Origin of the sequence: Chromohalobacter sp. 48-RD10 (assembly GCF_029889785.1) — a bacterium.
In the GTDB taxonomy this organism is placed as follows: Bacteria; Pseudomonadota; Gammaproteobacteria; order Pseudomonadales; family Halomonadaceae; genus Chromohalobacter.
In genome coordinates this window covers 386,788-409,972 of the sequence record NZ_JARANX010000002.1, presented here as the reverse complement: position 1 = coordinate 409,972, position 23,185 = coordinate 386,788, and the positions used below count along the sequence as shown (strand labels likewise).

22 protein-coding genes are annotated in these 23,185 nt (G+C 61.3%); 8 read left to right on the top strand and 14 right to left on the bottom strand.

The genetic code is table 11. The annotated features are described in order from the left end of the window. Positions 1-3: 3 nt before the first annotated feature. From gatB to gatC, 3 genes are read right to left on the bottom strand one after another with little or no spacing between them, the layout of a single operon-like run. Positions 4-1,455 (bottom strand): Asp-tRNA(Asn)/Glu-tRNA(Gln) amidotransferase subunit GatB, encoded by a 1,452-nt coding sequence (gene gatB / locus OP496_RS04830; RefSeq protein WP_280562391.1) that lies wholly within the window; start codon positions 1,453-1,455, stop codon positions 4-6. Beyond that, entirely contained in the window at positions 1,455-2,915 is a 1,461-nt protein-coding gene (gatA, locus tag OP496_RS04825; RefSeq protein ID WP_280562354.1) for an Asp-tRNA(Asn)/Glu-tRNA(Gln) amidotransferase subunit GatA, read from the bottom strand. The genes gatB and gatA overlap by 1 nt, the downstream gene beginning before the upstream one ends. A gap of 41 nt (positions 2,916-2,956) precedes the next feature. After that, entirely contained in the window at positions 2,957-3,244 is a 288-nt protein-coding gene (gene gatC / locus OP496_RS04820) for an Asp-tRNA(Asn)/Glu-tRNA(Gln) amidotransferase subunit GatC (RefSeq protein ID WP_280562353.1), read from the bottom strand. 196 nt (positions 3,245-3,440) lie between these two features. Here gatC and OP496_RS04815 point away from each other — a divergent pair, with 196 nt between their 5' ends. The 7 genes from OP496_RS04815 (at position 3,441) to tldD (ending at position 13,502) form a co-directional block, all read left to right on the top strand. Beyond that, the gene (locus OP496_RS04815) at positions 3,441-4,478 is read left to right on the top strand and encodes a rod shape-determining protein (RefSeq protein WP_280562352.1); all 1,038 of its coding nucleotides are present in this window, start codon (positions 3,441-3,443) and stop codon (positions 4,476-4,478) included. Positions 4,479-4,601: 123 nt separating this feature from the next. Beyond that, positions 4,602-5,525, top strand: a complete 924-nt coding sequence (gene mreC / locus OP496_RS04810; RefSeq protein WP_280562390.1) for a rod shape-determining protein MreC — start codon at positions 4,602-4,604, stop codon at positions 5,523-5,525. Then, positions 5,522-6,004 carry a rod shape-determining protein MreD gene (gene mreD, locus OP496_RS04805; RefSeq protein WP_280562351.1) on the top strand — a complete coding sequence of 161 codons (483 nt, stop codon included), beginning with the start codon at positions 5,522-5,524 and terminating at the stop codon, positions 6,002-6,004. The genes mreC and mreD overlap by 4 nt, the downstream gene beginning before the upstream one ends. Before the next feature lie 54 nt (positions 6,005-6,058). Beyond that, the gene (locus tag OP496_RS04800; protein ID WP_280562350.1) at positions 6,059-6,661 is read left to right on the top strand and encodes a Maf family protein; all 603 of its coding nucleotides are present in this window, start codon (positions 6,059-6,061) and stop codon (positions 6,659-6,661) included. Between the two features lie 31 nt (positions 6,662-6,692). Next, positions 6,693-8,156, top strand: coding sequence for a ribonuclease G (gene rng, locus OP496_RS04795; RefSeq protein WP_280562349.1), 1,464 nt, complete (start codon positions 6,693-6,695; stop codon positions 8,154-8,156). Positions 8,157-8,160: 4 nt separating this feature from the next. Next, positions 8,161-12,051, top strand: a complete 3,891-nt coding sequence (locus OP496_RS04790) for an AsmA-like C-terminal region-containing protein (protein ID WP_280562348.1) — start codon at positions 8,161-8,163, stop codon at positions 12,049-12,051. Then, a complete protein-coding gene (tldD, locus tag OP496_RS04785) occupies positions 12,048-13,502 on the top strand; it encodes a metalloprotease TldD (RefSeq protein WP_280562347.1) in 1,455 nt (484 codons plus the stop codon). The genes OP496_RS04790 and tldD overlap by 4 nt, the downstream gene beginning before the upstream one ends. 130 nt (positions 13,503-13,632) lie before the next feature. On the opposite strand, the gene yjgA is transcribed toward tldD, so the two are convergent. Next, on the bottom strand, positions 13,633-14,151 hold the full coding sequence (yjgA, locus tag OP496_RS04780; RefSeq protein ID WP_280562346.1) for a ribosome biogenesis factor YjgA: 519 nt from the start codon (positions 14,149-14,151) through the stop codon (positions 13,633-13,635). A 109-nt stretch (positions 14,152-14,260) separates the two neighbouring features. Here yjgA and pmbA point away from each other — a divergent pair, with 109 nt between their 5' ends. Further along, entirely contained in the window at positions 14,261-15,601 is a 1,341-nt protein-coding gene (pmbA, locus tag OP496_RS04775; protein WP_280562345.1) for a metalloprotease PmbA, read from the top strand. Positions 15,602-15,635: 34 nt separating this feature from the next. On the opposite strand, the gene mgtE is transcribed toward pmbA, so the two are convergent. The 10 genes from mgtE to OP496_RS04725 all read right to left on the bottom strand — a co-directional run bounded on the left by mgtE (position 15,636) and on the right by OP496_RS04725 (position 23,182). Next, positions 15,636-16,988: a magnesium transporter gene (mgtE, locus tag OP496_RS04770; protein ID WP_280562344.1), complete on the bottom strand. Its 1,353-nt coding sequence runs from the start codon at positions 16,986-16,988 to the stop codon at positions 15,636-15,638. Between the two features lie 82 nt (positions 16,989-17,070). After that, positions 17,071-17,340, bottom strand: a complete 270-nt coding sequence (locus OP496_RS04765; RefSeq protein ID WP_280562343.1) for an HPr family phosphocarrier protein — start codon at positions 17,338-17,340, stop codon at positions 17,071-17,073. Next, positions 17,327-18,223 carry an RNase adapter RapZ gene (gene rapZ / locus OP496_RS04760; protein ID WP_280562342.1) on the bottom strand — a complete coding sequence of 299 codons (897 nt, stop codon included), beginning with the start codon at positions 18,221-18,223 and terminating at the stop codon, positions 17,327-17,329. The genes OP496_RS04765 and rapZ overlap by 14 nt, the downstream gene beginning before the upstream one ends. 41 nt (positions 18,224-18,264) lie before the next feature. Next, positions 18,265-18,741: a PTS IIA-like nitrogen regulatory protein PtsN gene (gene ptsN / locus OP496_RS04755; RefSeq protein ID WP_280562341.1), complete on the bottom strand. Its 477-nt coding sequence runs from the start codon at positions 18,739-18,741 to the stop codon at positions 18,265-18,267. Between the two features lie 6 nt (positions 18,742-18,747). Beyond that, positions 18,748-19,056 carry a ribosome-associated translation inhibitor RaiA gene (gene raiA / locus OP496_RS04750; RefSeq protein WP_040241842.1) on the bottom strand — a complete coding sequence of 103 codons (309 nt, stop codon included), beginning with the start codon at positions 19,054-19,056 and terminating at the stop codon, positions 18,748-18,750. Between the two features lie 136 nt (positions 19,057-19,192). Continuing rightward, positions 19,193-20,623 (bottom strand): RNA polymerase factor sigma-54, encoded by a 1,431-nt coding sequence (locus tag OP496_RS04745; RefSeq protein WP_280562340.1) that lies wholly within the window; start codon positions 20,621-20,623, stop codon positions 19,193-19,195. A gap of 124 nt (positions 20,624-20,747) precedes the next feature. After that, complete coding sequence (gene lptB / locus OP496_RS04740) at positions 20,748-21,473, bottom strand: LPS export ABC transporter ATP-binding protein (RefSeq protein ID WP_280562339.1); 726 nt, start codon at positions 21,471-21,473, stop codon at positions 20,748-20,750. Between the two features lie 46 nt (positions 21,474-21,519). Beyond that, positions 21,520-22,047 (bottom strand): lipopolysaccharide transport periplasmic protein LptA, encoded by a 528-nt coding sequence (gene lptA / locus OP496_RS04735; RefSeq protein ID WP_280562338.1) that lies wholly within the window; start codon positions 22,045-22,047, stop codon positions 21,520-21,522. After that, a complete protein-coding gene (gene lptC / locus OP496_RS04730; RefSeq protein WP_280562337.1) occupies positions 22,044-22,631 on the bottom strand; it encodes an LPS export ABC transporter periplasmic protein LptC in 588 nt (195 codons plus the stop codon). Before lptC ends, lptA begins: the two co-directional genes overlap by 4 nt. A gap of 8 nt (positions 22,632-22,639) precedes the next feature. After that, complete coding sequence (locus tag OP496_RS04725; protein WP_280562336.1) at positions 22,640-23,182, bottom strand: HAD hydrolase family protein; 543 nt, start codon at positions 23,180-23,182, stop codon at positions 22,640-22,642. Positions 23,183-23,185: the final 3 nt, after the last annotated feature.

Genomic DNA, 23,185 nt, shown 5'->3' with positions numbered 1-23,185 from the left:
CCGTTAGGCGTCATCCAGCTTCTGCTTGAGGAGGCTGTTGACCTGTTGCGGGTTGGCGGTGCCGCGCGAGGCTTTCATGACCTGGCCCACGAAGTAGCCGATCATTTTGCCGCGCTTGGTCTCGTCGGCTTCACGGTACTGGGTGACCTGAACCGGACTGTCGGCGATGACCTGGTCGATCATGCCCTCGATGGCGTCGGTGTCGGTGACCTGCTTGAGGCCGCGCGCCTCGATGATAGCATCGGCAGTGTCCGCCTCGCCGTCCCAGAGCGCCTGGAAGACCTGCTTGGCGGCCTTGCCGCTGATGGTGTCGTCCATTACGCGTCGAATGAGGCCGCCGAGCTGCTCGGCCGTGACCGGGCTGTTGCCGATTTCCAAGCTTTCGCGGTTGAGGTTGGCCGATAGCTCGCCCTGAACCCAGTTAGCGGCTTGCTTGGCATCGTCACATGTTTCTTTGACGGCTTCGAAGTATTCGGCCATGGCGCGGCTCGAGGCCAACACACCCGCATCGTAGGCGGAAAGGCCCAACTGGTTTTCGAAGCGGTGGCGCTTTTCGCTGGGCAACTCGGGCATGCGTGCGCGCTGGTGATCGACATAGGCGCTGTCGAGAGTGACCGGCAGGAGGTCGGGGCAGGGAAAGTAACGGTAGTCGTTGGCTTCCTCCTTGGTACGCATGCCACGTGTCTCGTCGCGTTCTGGGTCGAACAGTCGGGTTTCCTGAATGACCTCGCCGCCGTCCTCGATGAGTTCGACCTGGCGTTCGACTTCGAAAGCGATGGCTTTCTCGACGAAGCGGAATGAGTTGACGTTCTTGATTTCCGCCCGGGTACCGAAAGCGGCCTGTCCCTTGGGGCGTACCGAGACGTTGACGTCACAGCGCATCGAGCCCTCGGCCATGTTGCCGTCGGAGATGCCGAGATAGGTGACGATGGCATGCAGCGCCTTGATATAAGCCACGGCTTCCTTGGCCGAGCGCATATCGGGCTCGGAAACGATCTCCAGCAGTGGCGTGCCGGAACGGTTGAGATCGATACCGGTCATGCCGTGATAATCCTCGTGCAGTGACTTGCCGGCATCTTCCTCGAGGTGGGCGTGATGAATGCGGACGCTGCGTGTCGAACCGTCGTCGAGCGTGATCTCGACCTTGCCGGGGCCAACGATGGGCTGCGCCATCTGGCTCGTCTGATATCCCTTTGGCAGGTCCGGATAGAAGTAGTTCTTGCGCTCGAAAAGCGACGTTTCGGGGATATCGGCGTCGACCGCGAGGCCGAACTTCACCGCCATGGCGACGGCGTTTTCATTGAGTACCGGCAGTACGCCGGGCATGCCGAGGTCGACGGCGCAGGCCTGCGTGTTGGGCTCGGCGCCGAAGGCGGTGGACGCGCCGGAGAAGATCTTGGATTGAGTGGCGAGCTGAACGTGAACCTCGAGCCCGATCACGGTTTCCCACTGCATCATGCCGTCTCCTTGCCGAATGCCGGACGCTTGAGGTGCCAGTCGGTGGCTTGCTGGAATTGATGCGCCACGCCGAGCAGTTGGGCTTCGGCGAAGTGCGGTGCCAGTACTTGGAGGCCGACGGGGCGATTGCCGGCAAAGCCGGCGGGAACGCTGATGCCCGGAATACCGGCCAGATTGACGGCAATGGTGTAGATATCCTGCAGATACATGGACACCGGGTCCTTCTGTGCGCCCAGATCGAACGCGGGCGTCGGTGCGGTCGGACCCATCAGTACGTCGACTTCGTCGAAAGCATCGAGGAAGTCCTGACGAATCAGGCGACGCACCTGCTGTGCCTTGAGGTAGTAGGCATCGAAGAAACCTTCGGACAGGGTATGCGTGCCGATGAGGATACGCCGTTTGACTTCTTCGCCGAAGCCTTCGGCCCGCGTGCGCTTATACAAGTCCTCGAGGTCTGTCGGATCATCGCAGCGGTGGCCGAAGCGCACACCGTCATAACGCGACAGGTTGGAAGAAGCTTCTGCCGGGGCAATGACGTAGTAGGCGGGGATCGCCAGATGTGTATGCGGCAGGCTGACCTCGCAGACCTTGGCACCGAGCGACTCGTAGACCTTGATCGCTTCACGCACGGCGGTTTCGACCTCGGGGTCGAGCCCGTCGCCGAAATATTCCTTGGGCAAGCCGATCTTGAGGCCGGAAAGCGAAGTATCGAGATCGGCGGTGTAGTCGGGTACGACGCGCGCCACGCTGGTGGAGTCGCGAACGTCTTGACCGGCGATCGTTTCGAGCAGCAGGGCGCAATCGGCGGCGTTGCGTGCCAGTGGGCCGCCCTGATCGAGGCTCGAGGCATACGCCACCATGCCATAGCGCGAGACGCGGCCATAAGTAGGCTTCAGGCCCGTAATGCCGCAGAAGGCCGCCGGCTGGCGGATCGAGCCACCGGTATCGGTCCCCAGTGCGGCGGGCACCAGTCCCGCGGCGACGGCGGCCGCGCTACCGCCCGAGGAGCCGCCGGGCACAGCGCTCAAGTCCCATGGGTTCTTGACCGGACCATAGAAGCTGTTCTCATTGGACGAGCCCATGGCGAACTCGTCCATGTTGGTCTTGCCGAGGTTGACGGCGCCGGCTTGGCGCAGCTTTTCGACCACCGTGGCATCGTAGGGCGAGACGAAGTCGTCGAGCATCTTCGAGCCGCAGCTGGTGCGCACGCCCTGGGTGCAGAAGATGTCCTTGAGGGCCAGCGGCAAACCGGCGAGAGGGCCGGCATCGCCGGCTTCGCGTGCACGGTCGGCGGCATCGGCGTTGGCCAGTGCCTGCTCGGCGGTCACGGTAATAAAGCTGTTGAGCTCGCCATCGAGGTGCTCGATGCGTTCGAGTGCCGCCTGGCATAGCTCACGGCTGGAGAACTCGCCTGCTTGAAGACCGGCGGCAAGCTCCGTGAGGGTCTTGTTATGCATGGAAGAATATGACTCCTGATTCGAATCCTGACGAGGATGCTTCACTCGACGACGCGCGGGACGAGATAAAGGCCGTCGGTAACGGCTGGCGCACAAGCCTGGAAGCGCTCTCGCTGGCTATGTTCGGTCACTTCGTCGGGACGTAGGCGCTGGGTGGCATCCAGTGGATGCGCCAGCGGGGTGATGTCTTGAGTGTCGACGGCCTGAAGTTGGTCGACCATCTTCAGTATGCGACTCAAGTCGTCGACATAACCGGTTGCTTCGTTTTCACTCAAGCCGACGCGGGCCAAGTGGGCGGCACGGAGCACGTCTGCATGTTCGATCGCCATATCGTTTGCCTTTTATGGAGACTGCGCGGCGTGTGTCAGCGCCGCGCCAATGAGCGCCAATGAAGGTCGCCGTGGGTAACCACAGAATTTACCATATCTGGCGAGCGCTGACAGGCCTTTGCTTGCCGCGCCATCCCCGTGATGGTACCGTTTGCGTCCGCACAGGGTTCCGGTCTGGACTAGGTGAAAGACTTCCATGTTTAAACGTTTACGGGGGCTTTTCTCGAGCGATCTGTCGATCGACTTGGGAACCGCCAACACGCTGATTTACGTGCGCGGTCGCGGTATCGTGCTCGACGAGCCGTCGGTCGTGGCGATCCGCCAGTCTGGCAATATGCGCACCGTCGCGTCCGTGGGGATCGATGCCAAGCGCATGCTAGGTCGTACCCCTGGCAACATTACCGCGATCCGTCCCATGAAGGATGGTGTCATCGCTGATTTTACCGTCACTGAGCAGATGCTCCAGAACTTCATTCGCAAGGTGCATCAAAGCACGTTTCTGACGCCGAGCCCGCGTGTCTTGGTCTGCGTGCCGTGCATGTCGACCCAGGTCGAGCGGCGCGCTATCAAGGAATCCGCAGAAGGCGCTGGTGCACGTGAGGTCTTCCTCATCGAAGAGCCCATGGCGGCGGCCATCGGCGCCGGCCTGCCGGTCGAGGAGGCCATGGGGTCAATGGTCGTCGATATCGGTGGCGGAACTTCCGAGATTGCGATCATTTCGCTCAATGGCGTGGTGTACACCGAGTCGATTCGCGTTGGGGGCGATCGCTTTGATGAGGCGATTTCGGCCTATGTGCGCCGTCATTATGGCAGCCTCATTGGTGAGGCGACCGCCGAGCGCATCAAGGAAGAAATCGGCTGTGCCTATCCCGGCGGTGAGTTGCGTGAAATCGATGTGCGCGGTCGCAATCTGGCGGAAGGCATCCCGCGCAGCTTCACGCTCAATTCGCACGAGATTCTCGACGCCTTGCAGGATCCGCTCTCGTCCATCGTCGCGGCGGTCAAGAGCGCCCTGGAACAATCACCGCCCGAGCTGGCGTCGGACATTGCCGAACGTGGCGTGGTATTGACCGGCGGTGGCGCGTTGTTGCGTGACATCGACAAGTTGATCGCCGAAGAAACGGGCTTGCCGGTGATCGTTGCCGAGGATTCGTTGACGTGTGTGGCCCGTGGCGGCGGCAAGGCGTTGGAAATGATCGATCAGCGGACCTTCGAGTTGCTGTCCAGCGATTGACGCACTCGGGCGCTTGCCATGTTAGCGCTGATACGCCTGCCTGGAAGCCACATGCGTCGTGTGTGGCTTCCAGCGTGTGTCCGATCGTTATGAGTCTTGCGCCCTGTTTGCGGAGGAAGGCTTATTAAACCTCTGTTTTCACACGGTCCGGTGCCCAGTTATCGCATGTTGTTATGTGCGGTGGCTGCTTTCTCATTGATGTTTGCGGAGCATCGCCTGCCTTTCATGGACGATGTGCGCTCGCAATTGACCACTGTGGTGGCGCCCGTGCAATGGGCGGTGAGTCTGCCCAGTGAGGGTTTGTCCTGGGCGGCGCTGGTCTTTTCGGATCAGCGTGCCCTGGTGGATGAGAACCAGCGCTTGCGTCAGCAGTTACTGACGCTATCGCATCGCGTGCAGCGCATGGCGAACTTGACGGCGGAAAACGTGCGACTGCGAGAGTTGCTGAATGCTGCGCCGCGCGATGAAGTCCCCTATATTACCGCTGAATTGTTGTCATTGGATTCCGACCCTTTCACCCAGCAGATGGTGATCGGTCGGGGGCGCCGTGATGGCGTTTATGTGGGGCAGCCTGTCATGGATGCCTCTGGCTTGATCGGGCAGGTCATTGCCGTTTCCGCGTATACCAGCCGTGTGCTGATGGTGAGCGATGCCAATAATGCCGTACCGGTGCAGGTCAATCGCAGCGGGCAGCGTTTCATCGTCCAGGGCTCCGGCGACCTCGATACTCTGAATGTGCTTAATGTGCCGGCGACCGCCGATATCAAGGAAGGTGACCTGCTCACGACCTCGGGATTGGGCGGACGTTTTCCCGAGGGGTACCCTGTTGCGGAGATCACGCAGGTAGATAGGGATGGCCAGCATTCTTTCGCGAGCGTCGAAGCGCGACCGCTTGCGCAACCCGAGCGCTCACGGCATTTCTTGCTACTGTTTCCCTCACCTGCGGCGGCGGCCATTACCAGCGACGTCAATATCGAGGCCGCATTGCACTTGATGGATGGAGGGGTGGTAAAAATACCCAACGAGCTTGAGGAGGCGCGTCCATGATGCGCTTGCCAGGACTTCTCATGATCTGGTTCACCCTGCTGGTGAGCTTGTGCTTGCAGGTCATGCCGCTGCCCGATGCATGGCTGATGTGGCGTCCCAATTGGCTCGGCCTGGCATTGGCTTATTGGTGCATTGCCGCCCCCCAGCGCGTCGGTGTCCTCCATGGTTTCGTACTTGGCTTGCTGCTGGATCTGATTGAGGGCACGCCCTTGGGCCAGAACGCCTTGACATTGTCGCTGCTCACCTATTTGTGTCTCTTGCTCTATCAACGCCTGCGTGCCTACTCCATCTGGCAACAGGCCGTCTTGCTCTTTGTATTGCTGGGCTTGATTCAACTGGTCGAGCAATGGCTGCGCACGATTTTCGGCCCGGTCTCTATTCATCTGGCATTCTTGCTGCCCGCGCTCATAGGCGCTGCCTTATGGCCGTGGTTGTTCACCATGATGCAAGTACTACGGCGCCGCTTGAAAATCATTTGACCTCGCTGCTTCATTCCGCGAAACCTTTGTCACCCAAGTCGTGAGGAAAAGCACATGTCCACATCCCAGGGGGCGTCGCTGCGCCTGGCGTCGGCTTCGCCGCGTCGCCGTGAGCTGTTGGCGTCGATTGGCGTAACGCTCGAAGTAGCGTCGGCCGATATCGATGAGACACCGCGGGCGGGGGAGTTGCCTGCCGCTTATGTGGAACGCTTGGCGCGAGACAAGGCACAGGCCGGTGCGGCGGGAACGTCGTTACCCATATTGGGGGCCGACACAGCCGTGGTGCTGGGGCAGAGCATCCTAGGCAAACCGCGTGATCGCGAAGATGCCGTCGCCATGCTTACGGCGTTGTCGGGCACCACGCATGACGTGATGACGGGCGTCGCGGTGACTGGGCCGTGTGGCGTTTTGTCGACCTACGTGACGACCCGGGTGACACTGCGTCCGCTCGAAATGCACGAGATCGATGCGTATTGGCGTAGTGGTGAGCCCGTCGACAAGGCGGGTGCCTATGCCATTCAAGGGCTGGCAGCGATATTCGTCGAGCGCATCGAAGGCAGTCACTCTGCGGTAGTCGGGTTACCTCTTTTCGAGACCGCCAAGTTATTGACGCGTCAAGGTGTCTCGCTGTGGGGCGAGCGCTTGGCTGTGCCATAATGCCGACAGATAATCTGGTTAGGGGCAACGCATGAGCGGCGAGGTACTGATCAATTTGACGCCCATGGAGACGCGTGTCGCCGTGGTCGAGAACGGTGTCTTGCAAGAAGCCTTCATCGAACGCAGCCGTCGACGTGGCATCGTGGGCAATATCTACAAAGGCAAGGTGGTGCGTGTACTGCCGGGCATGCAGGCTGCCTTCGTGGATATTGGGCTCGATCGGGCGGCCTTCATTCATGTCAATGAAGTCGTTGCGCCCAACGCGAGCACCGATGAACACACCACGATCTCGCACTTGCTCCAGGAAGGGCAGCCGTTAGTCGTGCAGGTCACCAAAGACCCCATCGCATCGAAAGGGGCACGTTTGACCACACACCTGTCGGTGCCGTCGCGCTATCTGGTGTATATGCCTGACTCGCCGCATACCGGTGTCTCCCAGCGTATCGAGGATGAGGGCGAACGCGAGCGGCTCAAGACGTTGATCGAAGCCTCTCAGGCGGCAAAACACGATGAGGCGCCGGGGGGCGTGATCATCCGCACTGCTGCCGAGGGTGTGGGACAGGAAGAGCTGGCGACCGACATGCACTTTTTGTTGCGGCTCTGGCGCAAGGTCGATGAACGTCGCCACAGCGCCACACCACCGGCCCTTCTTTACGACGATCTGCCGTTATTCATCCGCACGTTGCGCGACGTGTTGCGCGCCGATATCGAGCGCGTACGAATCGACTCGCGCGAAAACTACGCCAAGCTCAAGGAGTTCGCCAAGGAATTCATGCCCGATGTCGAGTCGTGCATCGAGTACTATCCCGGCGAGCGCCCGTTGTTCGATTTCTATAGCGTCGAGGACGAAATCCAGAAGGCGCTGGGCCGCAAGGTACAGCTCAAGTCAGGCGGGTATTTGGTGATCGACCAGACCGAGGCGATGACCACCATTGATGTCAATACCGGCGGTTACGTGGGGCATCGCAATCTCGAGGAAACCATCTTCAAGACCAACCTCGAGGCGGCCACGGCGATTGCGCGTCAGCTGCGGCTACGCAATCTGGGTGGCATCATCATCATCGATTTCATCGATATGGAAGAGCTCGAGCACCAGCGCCAAGTCCTGCGTGTTCTCGAGAAGGCGCTGGAACGCGACCATGCCAAGAACAAGTTGACCGGCGTGACCGAACTCGGCTTGGTGCAGGTGACGCGCAAGCGCACCCGCGAAAGCCTCGAGCAGACCCTATGTGAACCTTGCTTGACCTGCCAGGGACGCGGAACGCTCAAGACACCGGAGACCGTGTGCTACGAGATATTTCGGGAAATCCTGCGCGAGGAGCGCGCCTACAGCCCGGAAACCTATATGGTGCTGGCTTCTCAGGGAGTGGTCGATCGCCTGCTCGACGAGGAGTCCACGGCGGTGGCGGATCTGGAAGCCTTCATCGGCAAGACGATTCGCTTCCAGGTCGAAGCCCACTATTCTCAGGAGCAGTACGACATCGTGCTGATGTGAGCCCATGAATGCGTTGCGAGGAGCGTGGCGTTGGGCGCTCACGGTCGTGGCAGTGGTACTGAGCGTCATCGTGCTGGTGCTGCTGGCGGCTCGCGGTCTGGCGACACAGGCTGATGCGTTTCGCGACGATATCGAAGCCCAACTTTCCGAACGTTTCAGCGCCGATGCCGAGCTTGAGCATATCGGCGCCGATTGGCATGGATGGGATCCGTCGGCGACCCTTTCGGGAATGACCTTGCGTGCCAAAGCGCCTCAAGCGCCGCCTTTGCTGAGCCTCGAGAGTGCGCATGCGCGTCTCGATACCCTGGCGTCGCTGCGCGCGGGGTATCCCGTTTTCGAAAAGGCCGAGGTCGAACAGGCGACGCTTCATCTTTATCAGCGTGATGAAGGAGGATGGGGCTGGCCTTCGGCGGAAGTGCCCGATGAGGTTCAGGCACCGGGTCGCTTCCGCCTCGCCGATATCGACCGTTGGGTCGGTGTTCTTGTGCGTCAGCGTGTCGCCATTCATGACGTGCGCGTGGTGCTGCATGGGCGGCAGGACGAGGTCACGCTCGTAGCACCGCGCATGCTGATGGCGGGCGGCGACTCACAGGCCCACCTCGAGGGCCAGATGCATGTCGACGGCCAACCGGATGCCGCCTTGAGTGCGGTTCTCGAGGTGCTACCCGGGCGTCATGGACTGGGTGCCTTCAATGCCGCCCTGCAAGTCGACGTCAACGCCCAGGGGCTGCGTGCCCTGGGCCAGGTGTTGACTGCTCAGCAACGCTACACTCTGAACACGGTAGAAGGCGACGCCCGGCTATGGGCCCGCTGGCAGGATGCCCGTCTCGAGGATGTGCGTCTGCGCTTGTCGCTACCCAGGCTGGAGATCACCAGGCGAGGTGGCTCGCCGCTGGCATTCGAGGATATCGGCGTGCGTGCCCAGGCGTTGCGGGATGACGATGGCGGCTGGGATATCTGGGCCAATGACCTGGTTGCCAAGCGCGATGGCGACGACCGCGAAGGCTCCCCCTTGCCCGAGCGATTACAGGCGCGTGTTGACGGCGCCGACTGGTGGCTGCGCAGCAGTGGTTTTTCCCTGGATGCGTTGGCCGCCTGGGGCCGCATGCTGCCGTTATCCGATGAGCACGCACGCATGCTCGAGCAGATGGCGCCGCAGGGGCGAGTCGCCGGCCTCGAAGTCGGGCGTCATGACGACCGTTGGTTCACACGCACGGCATTGACGGGCGCACGCGTGTCGGCTTGGGACGGCATCCCCGGCGGCGGGCCGTTCAGCGCCTGGGTGACCACCGACAACGCCTCGGGCAGCGTGCATTTTCGTGATGAGCCGGGCATGGTGCTTGCGTTCCCCGATGTCTATGCCCAGCCGATTGCGGTGGATGCCGCGACCGGACATGTCGACTGGCAACGTGACGGTAATGCTTTCGACATCGAGGGCAAGGCACTGCAAGCCAATTGGCGTGGGGCCGATGTCAACGGTACGTTCGCGACGCACATACCGATGGCAGAGGACAGGCCCGGGCATCTCGATCTCGATCTGGCGTTTTCCGATGCTGATGCGATCGATACGCCGCTGCTCGACTGGCTGCCCACCCAAGCCATGGACGACGAATTGCTCGATTGGCTATCGCAGGTCAGCGGCCGCGTTCCCCAAGGCAGTCTGTCATTGTCGCAGACGCTGACCGAACGTGAGGCACCCGAGGGCCAGTTGTTCGTCAATCCCGATGATCGCCTGCAGCTGGCGCTGGATGTCGAGCAGGGCCGGCTACCCTATGACCCCGAATGGCCAGCGCTGGAAAACGTTGCCGGCCATTTGGATATCGACAATCAGACCCTGGTCGCGCAGGTGGACCACGCCTCTAGCATGGGCCTGGAAACGCGCGATGCCCGCGTCTTGATGATCGGCAATACGTTGGGTGTGCGTGGGCCTGTCACGGGATCCAGCCAAGCCTTGCTGGATTATCTCGCCGCAGCGCCGCTGGAAGATCTTAGCGAGACCTTTGCCGATTGGCAGAGTGAAGGCCAGGTCGAGGCCGATCTCGACATGACGATTCCGCTGGCAATTCCTGAAGCGATGAAGGCCGATATCAAGGGGCGTGTCGAGGCCTCGCGACTGTATCTCGGCATGTTGCGCCTTCCGCTCGAAGATGTTCAGGGCGATCTGCGTTATCGACACCTCAAGGATCAGGACCTGCTGACCGGTGACGTGAGTGCGCGGGCGCTGGGGGGAAATATGAATGGCACGCTGGACATGGGCGGTGATGGCTTTACCTTCACGGGCCGTGCCAGCGCCGAGGGATTATTGAGCTGGGCGCGCCTGGCGCCGCAGCCAGCGCTTGCCGAGGGTACGCTACCGTATCGCGCCCGGGTCACTTTCGACGATGAGGACAACGCGAGCGTGCGCGTTACCAGCGACCTCGAAGGCCTGGCTCTGCAACTACCAGCCCCCTTTGGCAAGGCCGTCGACGACACGGCGTCGCTGAAAGTCAACGCGGATGTGGCCTCGGGTAGCGGCCGGGTCAGCGTATCGGATTGGGGGCGATTACGCTGGCGTGTGCGAGACGAACGTTTACAGGGCCAGGCATGGTTGGAAAACTGGCCGGAAGCGCCCCAGTGGCCACAGCAGGATGGCTGGAGCGTGAACTGGCAGCCGCCTCGGTTGGACCCACAACAATGGATATCGCTGCTGCGTGAACGCGATCTCAACCGACAAGTCACCACGCAACCCAAGGGCGTGCCGGACGACGCCTCGAGCGGCACGGGCGAGGACCTCTCGAGTGGTTTGCAGCGTATCGCCGTCTCGTCGCCTTGTGTCGTTCTCGATGGACAATGCCGGGGCGCGTTGCAAGCCGATATCACCCCGCTCGAGGATGGATGGCAATTGGCGCTGGCCGGTCCCGTGGCGGCGGGAGAAGCGCAGTGGCGGCCAGAGGCGCCGCGCTCGCTGGATATTAACCTCACGCGTCTAGATCTTGACACCCTGTGGCCTGCCGAGGGTGCTAGCCAAGGCGACGGTAAGGTGAAACTCAGCGATGAAATCGCCACGCCGCCAGATCCCGTAGCGCTTCCGGATGGCGTGGAAGGCTGGCCCGATGGGCGTTTGCATGTCGACGAGCTGCGTCATGACGGGCAGACCATCGGTCCGCTCGATGCCGACTGGCAGACCTCGTTACAGCGTCTGGATATCAAGCCGTTGTCGTTGGTGGTCAACGGCGTGACGGCGAGCGGCGAACTGGCCTGGGAAGCCACAGGGCGAAGAGATAGCCTGACGCGCGCGCGGATGACCCTGAAGGGGAGCAATCTCGGCGACGCCCTGGTTCGCCTAGGGCAACCCGAAGTGGTCAATAGCGAAAGCGTCGATCTGGATGCGCGCTTGGCATGGCCCGGGGCGCCATGGCAATTTGCCGTTGAACGCTCGCAGGGCAGTGCATCACTGGCATTGACCAATGGCCGTTTCCGGGAGGTCGAATCGGGCCCGGCCAAGCTGGTGGGACTGCTCAATCTGGATAACATCTTCCGTCGGCTGACGTTGGACTTCTCCGATATTACCCAGGAGGGGACGGCTTTCAATAGCGTGAATGGCGAGGCGACGCTATTCGACGGCAAGCTCATAACCCGAGGCCCGGTTGAAATCGACGGTTCGGCCACCCACTTTACCTTGCAAGGCGAAGTCGATCTCGTGCAGCGTACACTGAATCAGCGACTGGGTATCACCGTGCCGGTGAGCCAGAATTTGCCGCTGGCGGCCGTGCTCGTTGGCGCGCCGCAAGTAGGCGTGGGATTGTACCTCGCCCACAAGCTTTTCGGCGGCTGGCTCGATAAGGCAACGCAGATACATTACCGCGTGCACGGCCCATGGTCGTCGCCGCAACTGACACTGGAAAGCGCCCGATGAACGCACTCAACGACAGCGCCTTGAATCAGGCGACCTCATTGCTCCTCGCGCCGGGGGGGCTCGACCTGGCGGCGCTAGATACCGGCCTGGGCCACGCCATGGGGCCGGGTATCGATTATGCCGACTTGTATTTTCAGCGTACCTGGCAAGAAAGCTGGATCCTCGAGGACGGCGACGTCAAGGAGGCCGGTTACAGCATCGACGGTGGCGTCGGCGTACGCACCCTGACCGGGGAAAAGACCGGTTTTGCCTACTCCAATCAGATCAGTCCCGATGCGCTGGCCGATACCGGGCGTATTGCAGCGGGTATCGCGCGAAGCGGCCAACGCTTGCCGCCTCAGGCGGTTCAGGCTGCCACGCCTACGCGCCGCTACGCCGATGTCGATCCGCTGGCGGGGCTGTCCGCCGAGGATAAAATCGCCATGCTCAAGACGGCGGATCGTGTGGCCCGTGCCGCCGATCCGTGTATCACGCAAGTCAGTGCCTCTCTGTCGGGCGTCTATGAAGTGGTGATGGTGCGCGCCAGCGATGGCACGCTAGCAGCCGATATTCGCCCCTTGGTACGCTTCAACGTCAGCGTCATCGCCGTGCGTGACGGGCGTCGTGAGCGGGGTAGCGCAGGCGGTGGCGGTCGTTACTCGATGGCGCGCTTGCGCGACGAAAACGTCGCAGAACGCTTTGCCAAGGAGGCGGTGCGTCAGGCGAAGGTCAATCTGGAGGCGGTCGATGCCCCGGCCGGCCAAATGCCGGTGGTGTTGGGCAACGGCTGGCCCGGCATTCTGCTGCACGAGGCGGTGGGGCATGGCCTCGAGGGAGACTTCAACCGCAAGGGCAGCTCGGCTTTCGCGGGGCGTATTGGTGAACGTGTGGCCGCGCCCGGTGTCACGGTCGTCGACGACGGGACGCTATCCGACCGGCGCGGATCGCTTTCCGTCGACGATGAAGGGACGCCGACGCAACGCAACACGCTGATCGAGGACGGTATCCTCAAGGGCTATATGCAGGACAAGCTCAACGCACGCTTGATGGGCATGGCGCCCACTGGTAATGCGCGTCGCGAGTCCTATGCACACGCCACCATGCCGCGCATGACCAATACTTGCATGATGGCCGGCCAAGATGATCCCGAGGACATCGTCAAAAGCGTCAAGCGGGGCATCTATGCGGTGAGCTTCGGCGGCGGCCAGGTCGATATCACCTCGGGACGTTTCGTGTTCTCCGCCTCCGAGGCTTATTTGATCGAGGACGGCAAGATCACCGCACCGGTCAAGGGTGCGACCTTGATCGGCAACGGGCCAGAGGTCATGCAGCAGGTGTCGATGATCGGGCACGATCTCGATCTGGATACCGGTATCGGTGTCTGCGGCAAGGAAGGTCAGGGGGTGCCGGTCGGCGTGGGCCAGCCGACACTCAAGATCGACGAACTCACCGTCGGCGGGACGCAGTCCTGAGGTAAGGGAGAAGAAGTAAGCAATAAGAGGGAAGAAGGAAGAACGAGGAGCAAGCCAGGATATGTGGTTTCCTTTCATCTTCCAGGCGCGAAGCGCCGGTCTTCCTTCTTTGAGGCACGGAGTGCCAATCTTACATTTCGGCGGTTTCGCGAATTAGTTTGAACAGTTTGCGGGCATTCTTCGGCGGTTTTTCGCGCTGGCGCTCGCTTCTAGCATTGCGAGTGAGTTGCCGCAGCGTCTGTCGGTCGACCTCGGGGTATTCGGCGATGAAGGCCTCCAGCGCGTCGGTGCTGTCGTCCTCGATGAGCCGGTTGCGCCAATGCTCGAGACGATGGAAGGCGTTATCGCGCTGTAACTTTTCCTGTTCGATGGCGTCGAACGTTGCCTGAATGGCCGTAAGGTCTTCGCGGCGCATGACCTTGCCTACATACTGCATGTGGCGACGACGGCCTTCGTGGGAGCGGATGCGCGAGGTTTCCTCGACCGCGACGCGCATGTCGTCGGAAAGCGGCAGGCGTGCGCGCTGGGCATCGCTCATGGCGATGATGCGTTCACCCAGCGCTTGCAGGGCTTTCATCTCGTGCTTGCGCTGGGTCTTGCTGGGGCGTCCCGCCTCTTCATCGTGCGGGTCGGGGAGATCGATCGACATTGCATTACCATCATGCTTCGGGGATGACCGTGCAGTATATCAGGCTTCCTCGACAATCCTACCGAGCCCTTGAGCAGTGTCTCGGGCCTTATGAGTACAGGAGTAGACCATGAGCCAGGCCTTCGATGCCGTAGAGCAGCAAGCACGCTTGGAGGCACGCGTCGCGCAGGCCTTGGAATGGGCCAAGCGATTGGGCGCCGATGCGTGTGAAGTGGGCGCCAGCGTGGACCAAGGAATCGAGGTCGGTGTACGCCTGGGCGACGTGGAAAACGTCGAGCTATCCCGCGATCAAGGGATCGCGGTGACCGTGTACGTGGGGCAGCGCAAGGGCAGCGTGTCGACATCCGACGCGAGCGATGAATCCTTGCGTGCGGTGGTCGAGAAAGCGTTGGATATTGCGCGCTATACAGCGGAAGACCCGGCCTCGGGCTTGGCCGATGCTTCACTGATGGCGACGGAATTGCCGGATCTCGGCGTCCATTATCCTTGGCCGTTGAGCACCGACGATGCCATCGAACTGGCACTTGCTTGCGAGTCCGCCGGTCGCGGGGTCGAGGGTATCGCCAACTCCGAGGGGGCGAGCCTATCCAGTGGTGAAGGCGTGCGCGTTTATGGCAATAGCCATGGATTTCTGGGGAGCCAGCGCGGAAGCCACCACTCGCTGTCGTGCATGCTCATCGCCGGTCAGGGAGCGGACATGCAGCGCGATTACGACTATACCTCGGTACGCAATCCAGCGGACTTGGAGTCGCCCGAGGCGGTGGGTCGACGTGCTGCCGAGAAGACGTTGGCCCGTTTGGGGGCAGCCTCACCAGCGACAGGTCGAATGCCGGTGCTCTTTGCGCCCGAGCTTGCCAGCGGTTTGGTGGGTAGTTTCATGGGCGCCATCGCCGGAGGCGCCTTGTATCGCGAGGCATCCTTCCTGTGTGGTCAGTTGGGTGAGACTATCTTCCCCGAGTGGTTCACGCTGTGTGAACGGCCTCGTGAATATGGCGCCATGGCGAGTACGGCCTTCGATAATGATGGCGTCGCCACGCGCGACAACGTGTTCATCGACCAGGGACGCTTGGCGAGTTACATGCTTTCGGCATACAGTGCGCGGCGCTTGGAAATGACCACGACCGGCAATGCCGGTGGCGCGCGCAATCTGCGTATCGAGGCGCCTCTAGTTTCGCGGGATGAATTGCTCGCGCGGATGGGGCGTGGCGTACTCGTTACCGAATTGATGGGGCAAGGGGTCAATGGCGTGACCGGCGATTATTCACGCGGTGCGTCGGGCTTCTGGGTCGAGGATGGCAAGATTCAGCATCCCGTCGAGGAATTCACCATTGCCGGCAACTTGCGCGATATGTTCGCCAATATCCAAGGCGTAGGCAGCGATACCGATACGCGCGGCAGTGTGCATACCGGGAGCTGGTTGATCGGCGACATGATGGTGGCGGGCGAGTAAAAAGCTCGGTGACGCGGTGCCTCAGCGCCGCGTCTCAATAAAACGCTGTGGCCAGTCCCAGAAACGCGACGAAGCCGACCACATCAGTAATCGTCGTCAAGAGCACGCCTCCCGAGAGCGCTGGGTCAATCTTCAGGCGCTTGAGCAGCACGGGAATCACGGTGCCGGCCAGTGCGGCGACGGTCAGGTTGATGACCATCGACAAGGCGATGATGCCGCCGAGTTTGTAGTCGTCGAAGCGCACGATGGCGACCAGGGCCACGATCACGGCCCATAGCACACCGTTCATCATCCCCGAGAGCATTTCGCGGACCAGCAGCCACTGCACGTTGGCGCCGCCGACGTGTCCGAGGGCGATCCCGCGAATCAGCACCGTCAGCGTCTGCGACCCGGCGATACCGCCCATGCTGGAGACGATGGGCATCAACACGGCCAGCGCAGTGATTTGCTGAATGGTCGATTCGAAGATGCCGATGGCAAACGATACGATGGTCGCCGCAATCAGGTTGATGCCTAGCCATACGGCGCGTCGACGCCCGGTACGCCACGCTGGCGCGAAGGTGTCCTCGTCCTCGTCGAGGCCGGCCATGCTCATGACCTGGTGCTCGGCATCCTCGCGAATGACGTCGACCACGTCGTCGATGGTGATTCGGCCCAGCAGGGCGCCGTCGGTGCTCACCACCGGTGCCGAAATGAGATCGAATTTCTCGAACAGGCTGGCGACCTCGGTGTCCGCGGCCGTGGCTTGCACCGAAGCAAAATCGGTGTTCATGACCTCGCGGACCAGGATCGAAGGGTCGGATACCAACAGCAAATTGAGCGGTAGCGTGCCGATCAGTTCGTCGCGGCGGGTGACGACGAGCAGCGTATCGGTGGAGTCGGGCAACTTTTCGTGTCGGCGCAGATAACGCAGCACCACGTCCAGGGTGATATCCGGGCGAATGGTGATGGTGTCGGTGTTCATCAAGCCGCCTGCGGTGTCCTCGGGGTAGGACAGCACGGTCTCGATCCGCTGGCGTTCTTGCGCCTCCATGGCTTGCAGTACTTCGTGAATGACCGTGTTGGGCAAGCGTTGCAGCAAGTCGGCGAGGTCGTCGACGTCGAGTCCTTCGGTCGCCGAGACGAGCTGTTCGGCGTCCATGCGGCTCAGGAATTCGCTCTGGATGTCGTCACCCAGGTATTGCAGCACATCGCCCTGCAATTCGGGGTCGACCAGTTCCCACAGCACATTGCGCTCACGCGGCGGCGTTGATTCAAGCAGATGGGCGACATCGACCGGGGCCAGGCCACGATTGAGCATGCGCCGCGCCTGGTCCAGCGCACCGCTTTCCAAGGCCTCGCTGAGGCGGTCCAGCCGAGGCTGTAATTGCTTGTGATTGGGGCTCATGGGGAATCGGCATCCTTTGTCGATTCTTGGGCGAAGCGTAATTCTAACATCGCTTCGGGCAGGCGCGAACGCTGTTCGCTAATCAAGCATCTTCCTCGAAGCGTGACTCGAACAAGGTGGTGAGGGCCTTGAGTACCTCGTCGGCGTCGTCGCCCTCGGCTTGAATGTCGAGTTCGGTCCCGCAGGGGGCTGCCAGCATGAGCAGTGACATGATGTTGGTGGCATCCGCTTCACGCTGACCATGGAACACACAGACGCGCGCCGCATAAGGTTGGCAGCATTGCACGAGCTTGGTCGCGGCACGTGCGTGGAGGCCGCGCTTGTTGGTGAGTTGCAGCCTACGACGCGGCATCGCCATCCTCCGGCAGTGCGGCTTGCACGCCCAATTCGCGATGGCGTAGGCGCACTCCACTCATTTGTGTCGCAAAATACCGAGCCAGCCCTTCGATCAGGTATACCGAGCGGTGCTGGCCACCGGTGCAGCCGATCGCGACGGTCAAATAACTACGATTGCTGGCAACATAGGCGGGGAGCCAGCGTTCCAACCACTGACGTATATCGTCGGCCATGGCGTGAACGTCGGGGTAGGCTTCGAGAAACGTGACGATTTGAGAATCGCGACCGTCGAAACCGCGTAGCTGAGGGTCCCAGTAAGGGTTGGGCAGGCAGCGCGCATCGAACACCATGTCGGCATCCAGCGGGACGCCGCGTTTGTAGCCGAATGACTCGAACGTCAAGGTCAGGTGTCGGCCGCTATGGCGTGCCACCTGCTCGGCGATGCGGCCACGCAGTTCGTGTACCGACAGGTTGGAGGTGTCGATGACCAGATCGGCGATATCGCGAATCGACGAAAGGTAGGCTTGTTCCTGTTCGATGGCCTCGGCGAGCGTCATTTCACTGGTTCGCGTCAGCGGATGACGACGGCGCGTCGCCGAGTAGCGTTCCAGTAGTATGCGCGAGTCGGCGGTCAAATAAACGACCTGGCACTGAATGCCTCGGGCGCGGATCTCTTCGAGCAGCACCGGGAAGCGTCTCAGGGCATCGGGAAGATTGCGTGCGTCGATACTGACCGCGATATGCGTGCGTGACGGCGGGCCTTCACGTAGCTCATCGATCAGGGGTGCCATGAGACTGGCCGGCAGGTTGTCGATCGCGTAGTAGCCGAGATCCTCGAGTGCTTGGAGGGCAATCGATTTGCCGGAGCCGGAACGGCCGCTGATGATCACGAGCTGCATGAGCGCCCCTTGTGTTGCGCGAGTATCAGTATGCGCGGATGTCAGTTTGCGCTGGTGTCGTGCTGGCGGATGGCCTCGATCAGAGTGTCGTAGAGCTGTCGTTGAGTCTGTGCCTGGCGTAGTTTGGTGCGAATGGCGCTATCGTTCATGATGGCGGCAACCTGGGCAAGCAACGACAGATGGGCATCGTCGGCTTCTTCTGGAACCAGCAGAACGAAGATCAGGTCGACGGGGTCGCCATCGGTGGCATCGAAGTCGATGGGCTCCTGCAGGCGTAGAAAACCGGCAATCGGCTCCTTGCAATGCGGATTGCGCGAATGCGGGATAGCGACACCATTACCGATACCGGTGCTGCCCAATCGTTCGCGGCCGATGAGACGTCCGAACACTTCCTGGCTATCGAGGCTGGGTGTGTTCTGCGCGATGAAGGTGCTGAAAAATTCCAGCACACGCTTCTTGCTCCCCCCGGCAACGCCGAAGAGTGCGCGTTCGGGGGGTAGGATGCTTTCCAATATCATGGCGAATTAACGGGCACCGGCGCCCTGAGCGCGTGCCTGCACCTTTTCCTTGTGTTTGACGAGCTGACGGTCGAGCTTGTCGGTTAGGGCGTCGATAGCGGCGTACATGTCGTCGCTTTGTGTATCGGCGTGCAGGTCCGCGCCTGCGGCATGAAGCGTGCATGCAGCCAGGTGGCGTTCCTTCTCGATGGATAACGTGACCTGGACGGTAGTGATGTTGTCGTAGTGGCGTTCCAGACGCGCGAGCTTTTCATTGACGTAGTCGCGTAGAGCATCGGTCAATTCGATGTGGTGACCGGTGATATTGGCTTGCATGGCACGCTCCTATTCCATCGGTTGGCACTTCGATTGTAACCCTTTTTAGAGCGCTGCATAGCCCTGGATCAAGGCTGGCTAACGAAGACCGCAGCGAGTCTACGCAGCGTGGCCGATACGTGCAAACTGCCCGCGTTCAGGCGAGTCGCTTGCGCTCGCTGGAGGAAGGTATACCCATCGCTTCACGGTACTTGGCGACGGTGCGTCGTGCGACCGGAATGCTGTCCTGAGCCAGGAGGTCGACGAGCTTGCTGTCGGATAGAGGCTTGCGTGGTGGCTCGTCGCCAATCAATTTCTTCAAGCGTGCACGAATTGCCGTGCTGGAATGGGCGTCGGTTTCGCCTTGCCCCCCGACGTGGCTGGAAAAGAAATACTTGAGCTCAAAGACGCCGCGAGGCGTATGAATGAATTTCTGCGTGGTCACGCGGGAGATGGTCGACTCGTGCATGTCTACCGCGTCGGCGATATCTGCCAGGATCAACGGTTTCATGGCTTCCTCGCCGCGTTCGAGGAAGTCGAATTGGCGTGCCATGATCTCTTGGCCCACGCGCAGCAAGGTGTCGTTACGGCTCGAAAGGCTCTTGAGCAGCCATTTGGCTTCTTGTAGATGCTGCTTGAGGAAGGTGTTGTCGTCGCTCTTGTCGGCGCGCTTGATGAGTGCAGCGTAATCCGGTTGGATACGTACGCGGGGCAGGGCCTCGGGATTGAGCTCGATGCGCCAATCCTGTCGGATGCGCCGCGCGATGAGGTCGGGAATGACATAATCGTTGCTGCTGTCCTCGAAGGCGAGGCCGGGGCGCGGGTCGAGGGACCGAATGAGGGCGATGACGTGGTCGAGCTCTTCATCGTCGAGGCGCAAGCGTCGCTTGAGCAACTTGCGGTCGTTGCCTGCGAGAGCTGCGAGGAACTGGCGTACCAGCCGCTTGGCCTGGGTTATCAGCGGCATGTCTTCAGGGAGGGCGCCGAGTTGCAGCAACAGACACTCGCGTAGGTCGCGGGCGCCTACCCCAGTGGGATCGAACTGTTGTACGCGCATCATGACGTGTTCGACATCGCCCACCTTGAGCCCCGAAAGGCCTTGGCCGCGCAAACCGTCAACAAGCTCGTCCAGGGGCAGGGTGAGATAACCGTCGGCCCCCATGGCATCGATCAGGCCTTCGGCAATATCATGTTCGCGCGGCGTCATGTCGGCCATGGCGAGTTGCCAGGCCAGATGGTCGTGAAGACTGGTATGCGCGGTATTGCGCTCTATATCGGGGCCTTCCTCGCTACCGCCACCCCCCGTCAGTGAGGGGCCTGAATCCTGGTAGGTATCACTCCATTCGCTATCCAGCGACAGGTTCTCGGGGATGTCGCTTGCCCAATCATCTTCCTGCTGCGTTTCGCTGACCTCGCGTTCTTCGAAGTCCTCCTCGAGCTCCAGCATAGGATTGGAGTCCAGCGCTTGCTGAATCTCCTGTCGCAAATCCAGCGTTGAAAGCTGCAAGAGCTGAATGGCCTGCTGTAACTGGGGCGTCATCGTCAGCTGCGTGCCGACGCGAAGCTGCAAGGTAGGTTTCATGGACATGGAGAATCGATCGTCGCTTCCTGAAACGGTTCTCGTACGTTATCTCGCGACGACGCTACTTGCAAGAATGAAAGCAACAATCATGCCATTTATATAAGCGTGCAGCGGTTCCAGCAGTTTGCGTTTACAATCTGAACTCATGGCCGAGGTAGACGTCACGCACTTTCTGGTTGGCGAGAATGGCCTCTGCATGTCCTTCGGCGATGATCTGACCGTCGCCGACGATATAGGCGTTGTCACAGATATCCAGGGTTTCGCGTACGTTGTGGTCGGTGATCAAGACACCGATATCACGATCACGCAATTGGCGGATGATGCTCTTTATCTCGCCAACGGAGATCGGGTCGACCCCGGCGAAGGGCTCGTCGAGAAGGATGAAGGCGGGCTCGGTGGCCAGGGCGCGGGCGATCTCGACGCGACGACGTTCGCCCCCGGACAGGCTCATGCCAGGGTTGTCACGAATGTGGGTGACGTGAAACTCCTCCAGGAGGCGCTCGAGCTGTGCCTTGCGCGCGGCCTTGTCGAGATCGCGGCGCGTCTCGAGAATTGCCATGATGTTGTCGGCGACCGAGAGTTTGCGAAAGATCGACGCTTCCTGGGGCAGGTAACCGATACCGGCGCGGGCGCGTTCGTGCATGGCCGCATGTGACAGGTTGCGCTCGTCGATGTGCACGCTGCCGGCATCGGCGCCTACCAGTCCGACAATCATGTAGAACGAGGTAGTCTTGCCGGCGCCATTAGGGCCGAGAAGTCCGACAATGCTGCCCTGACGTATGGTCAGGCTGATGTCATGCACCACGCGGCGGCCCTTGTAGCTCTTGGCGAGGTTGGCGGCACTCAGGGTCTTCATGGGCGTCGGGTCCTACCTAACTGGGGTGAGTGAATCACTAAACACGTCACTGCTCGCTATCGCGGGGCGTCAGCGTCATGCGAACGCGCTGGTCGCCATCGCCGTCATCGTCGGAGCGAGCCTGTACCTGGCGGCGGTCGAGGAAGTATTCGACATAGGCGCCATTGAAGGTATCCCGGGCCTGGTGTAGCTCGGCATTGTCGATGAGTTCCACGCGACGCTGGGCGGCATGATAGATCACCGTATCGCCCCAGCCCTTGGCCACCGGCTCGTCCGGCGCTGGCTTTTGCTCGAGATAGGCGCGTTCGCCACCCCCGCCATGGGCGGTGACCGTGGAGACTTCGCCCTGCGCGTTGCGTTCGATCTTCACGCGCGCGGCCGTCAGTTGCATACTACCTTGCTGCATATCGACATCGCCGGTATAGACCGCGGTGCCGGCGTTGTCGTCGAGATCCAGCTGATCGGCGACGATCTCGATAGGCTGGCTGGCATCGCTATCCAGCGCTAGCGCCGTGTGGCTGGCGAGTCCCAGCGCGGCGCATGCCAGTGCCATCGTCAATGGTCGTGTCATCATGATTCGTCCTCGGCAAGCTGTGGATGGTGGCCTCGCACATCACCGCTCAGACGCGCTTGATTGGTGTCGATCCAGGCGTCGAAGCGATTGCCGCGCACGCGCTGTTCATGCTGCCGCAATACGGCCTCGGTGTCACTCCAGGCGTGGCCCTCGCTGGACTTGTAGTACAGCACGTCGGTGTCGAGACGCCAGCCCTGCTCGGGTTGTACGAGCCGGGCATTCCCGGTCAGGGTGAGTAGATCGCGTTGCGGCCCCAGGCTTCCCTTGTCGCCGGAGATGTCCCACTTACGTCCCGCCTCGTCACGCACCTTGGCCTTCGGTGAGTCGGCGCGAATGACATCGTCGACAGGGGTATGCACGAGGCGCGGCGATTCAAGCGTCTGGTGGGGGGTGCCTTGCGCGTTGAAGCGCGTCATGGTGACGCCTTCTAAGTAGTAATCGGGCTCGCCTGCGTCATCGCTGGGGACCGGGCCAGGAGAAGAAGCATCGCGTTGTTCGACGATGGCCAGGCCGATACCAAGGACCACTAGTATCAGCAATAGCCCCAGCCGTGCCCATTTGCGAGAAGACAGAAAAGTCGGCATGACGCGCTTCATCCTTGGCCATCGAGATAGGGTGCGAGGCAAACGTCCCACCGTCCCTGGCAGCTCAGCAAGGCATCGCAAATTTCACGCACCGCGCCTTGGCCGCCCGAGCGCGCGGGAATCCAGTCGGCGTGCGCACGGACGTAATCCGGCGCATTGTTCACGCTCAGTCCGAGTCCTGCGGCGCGAATCGCGGCCAGGTCGGGCAAATCGTCGCCACAATAGGCGATCTCGTCCAGTGGTAGGCCGAGCTGTTCGCACAGGGTGTTGAGCGCGGCTAGCTTATCCTCGCGACCTTGTACGACGTGTGCGATGCCAAGCGCCTCGGCACGCCGGCTGACCATGGGCGACTCACGCCCGGTGATCAATGCCACTGCGATGCCGCTTTGCTGCAGTAGCTTGATGCCGAGACCGTCGAGAATGTTGAAGCTCTTGGTTTCCTGGCCATCGCTTTGCAAGTGTAGCGTGCCGTCGGTGAGTACGCCGTCCACATCCAGGGCCAGGAGTCGGATGCGGCGTGCCTTGTCGCGCCAATCGTCGGAATATGTCATGGG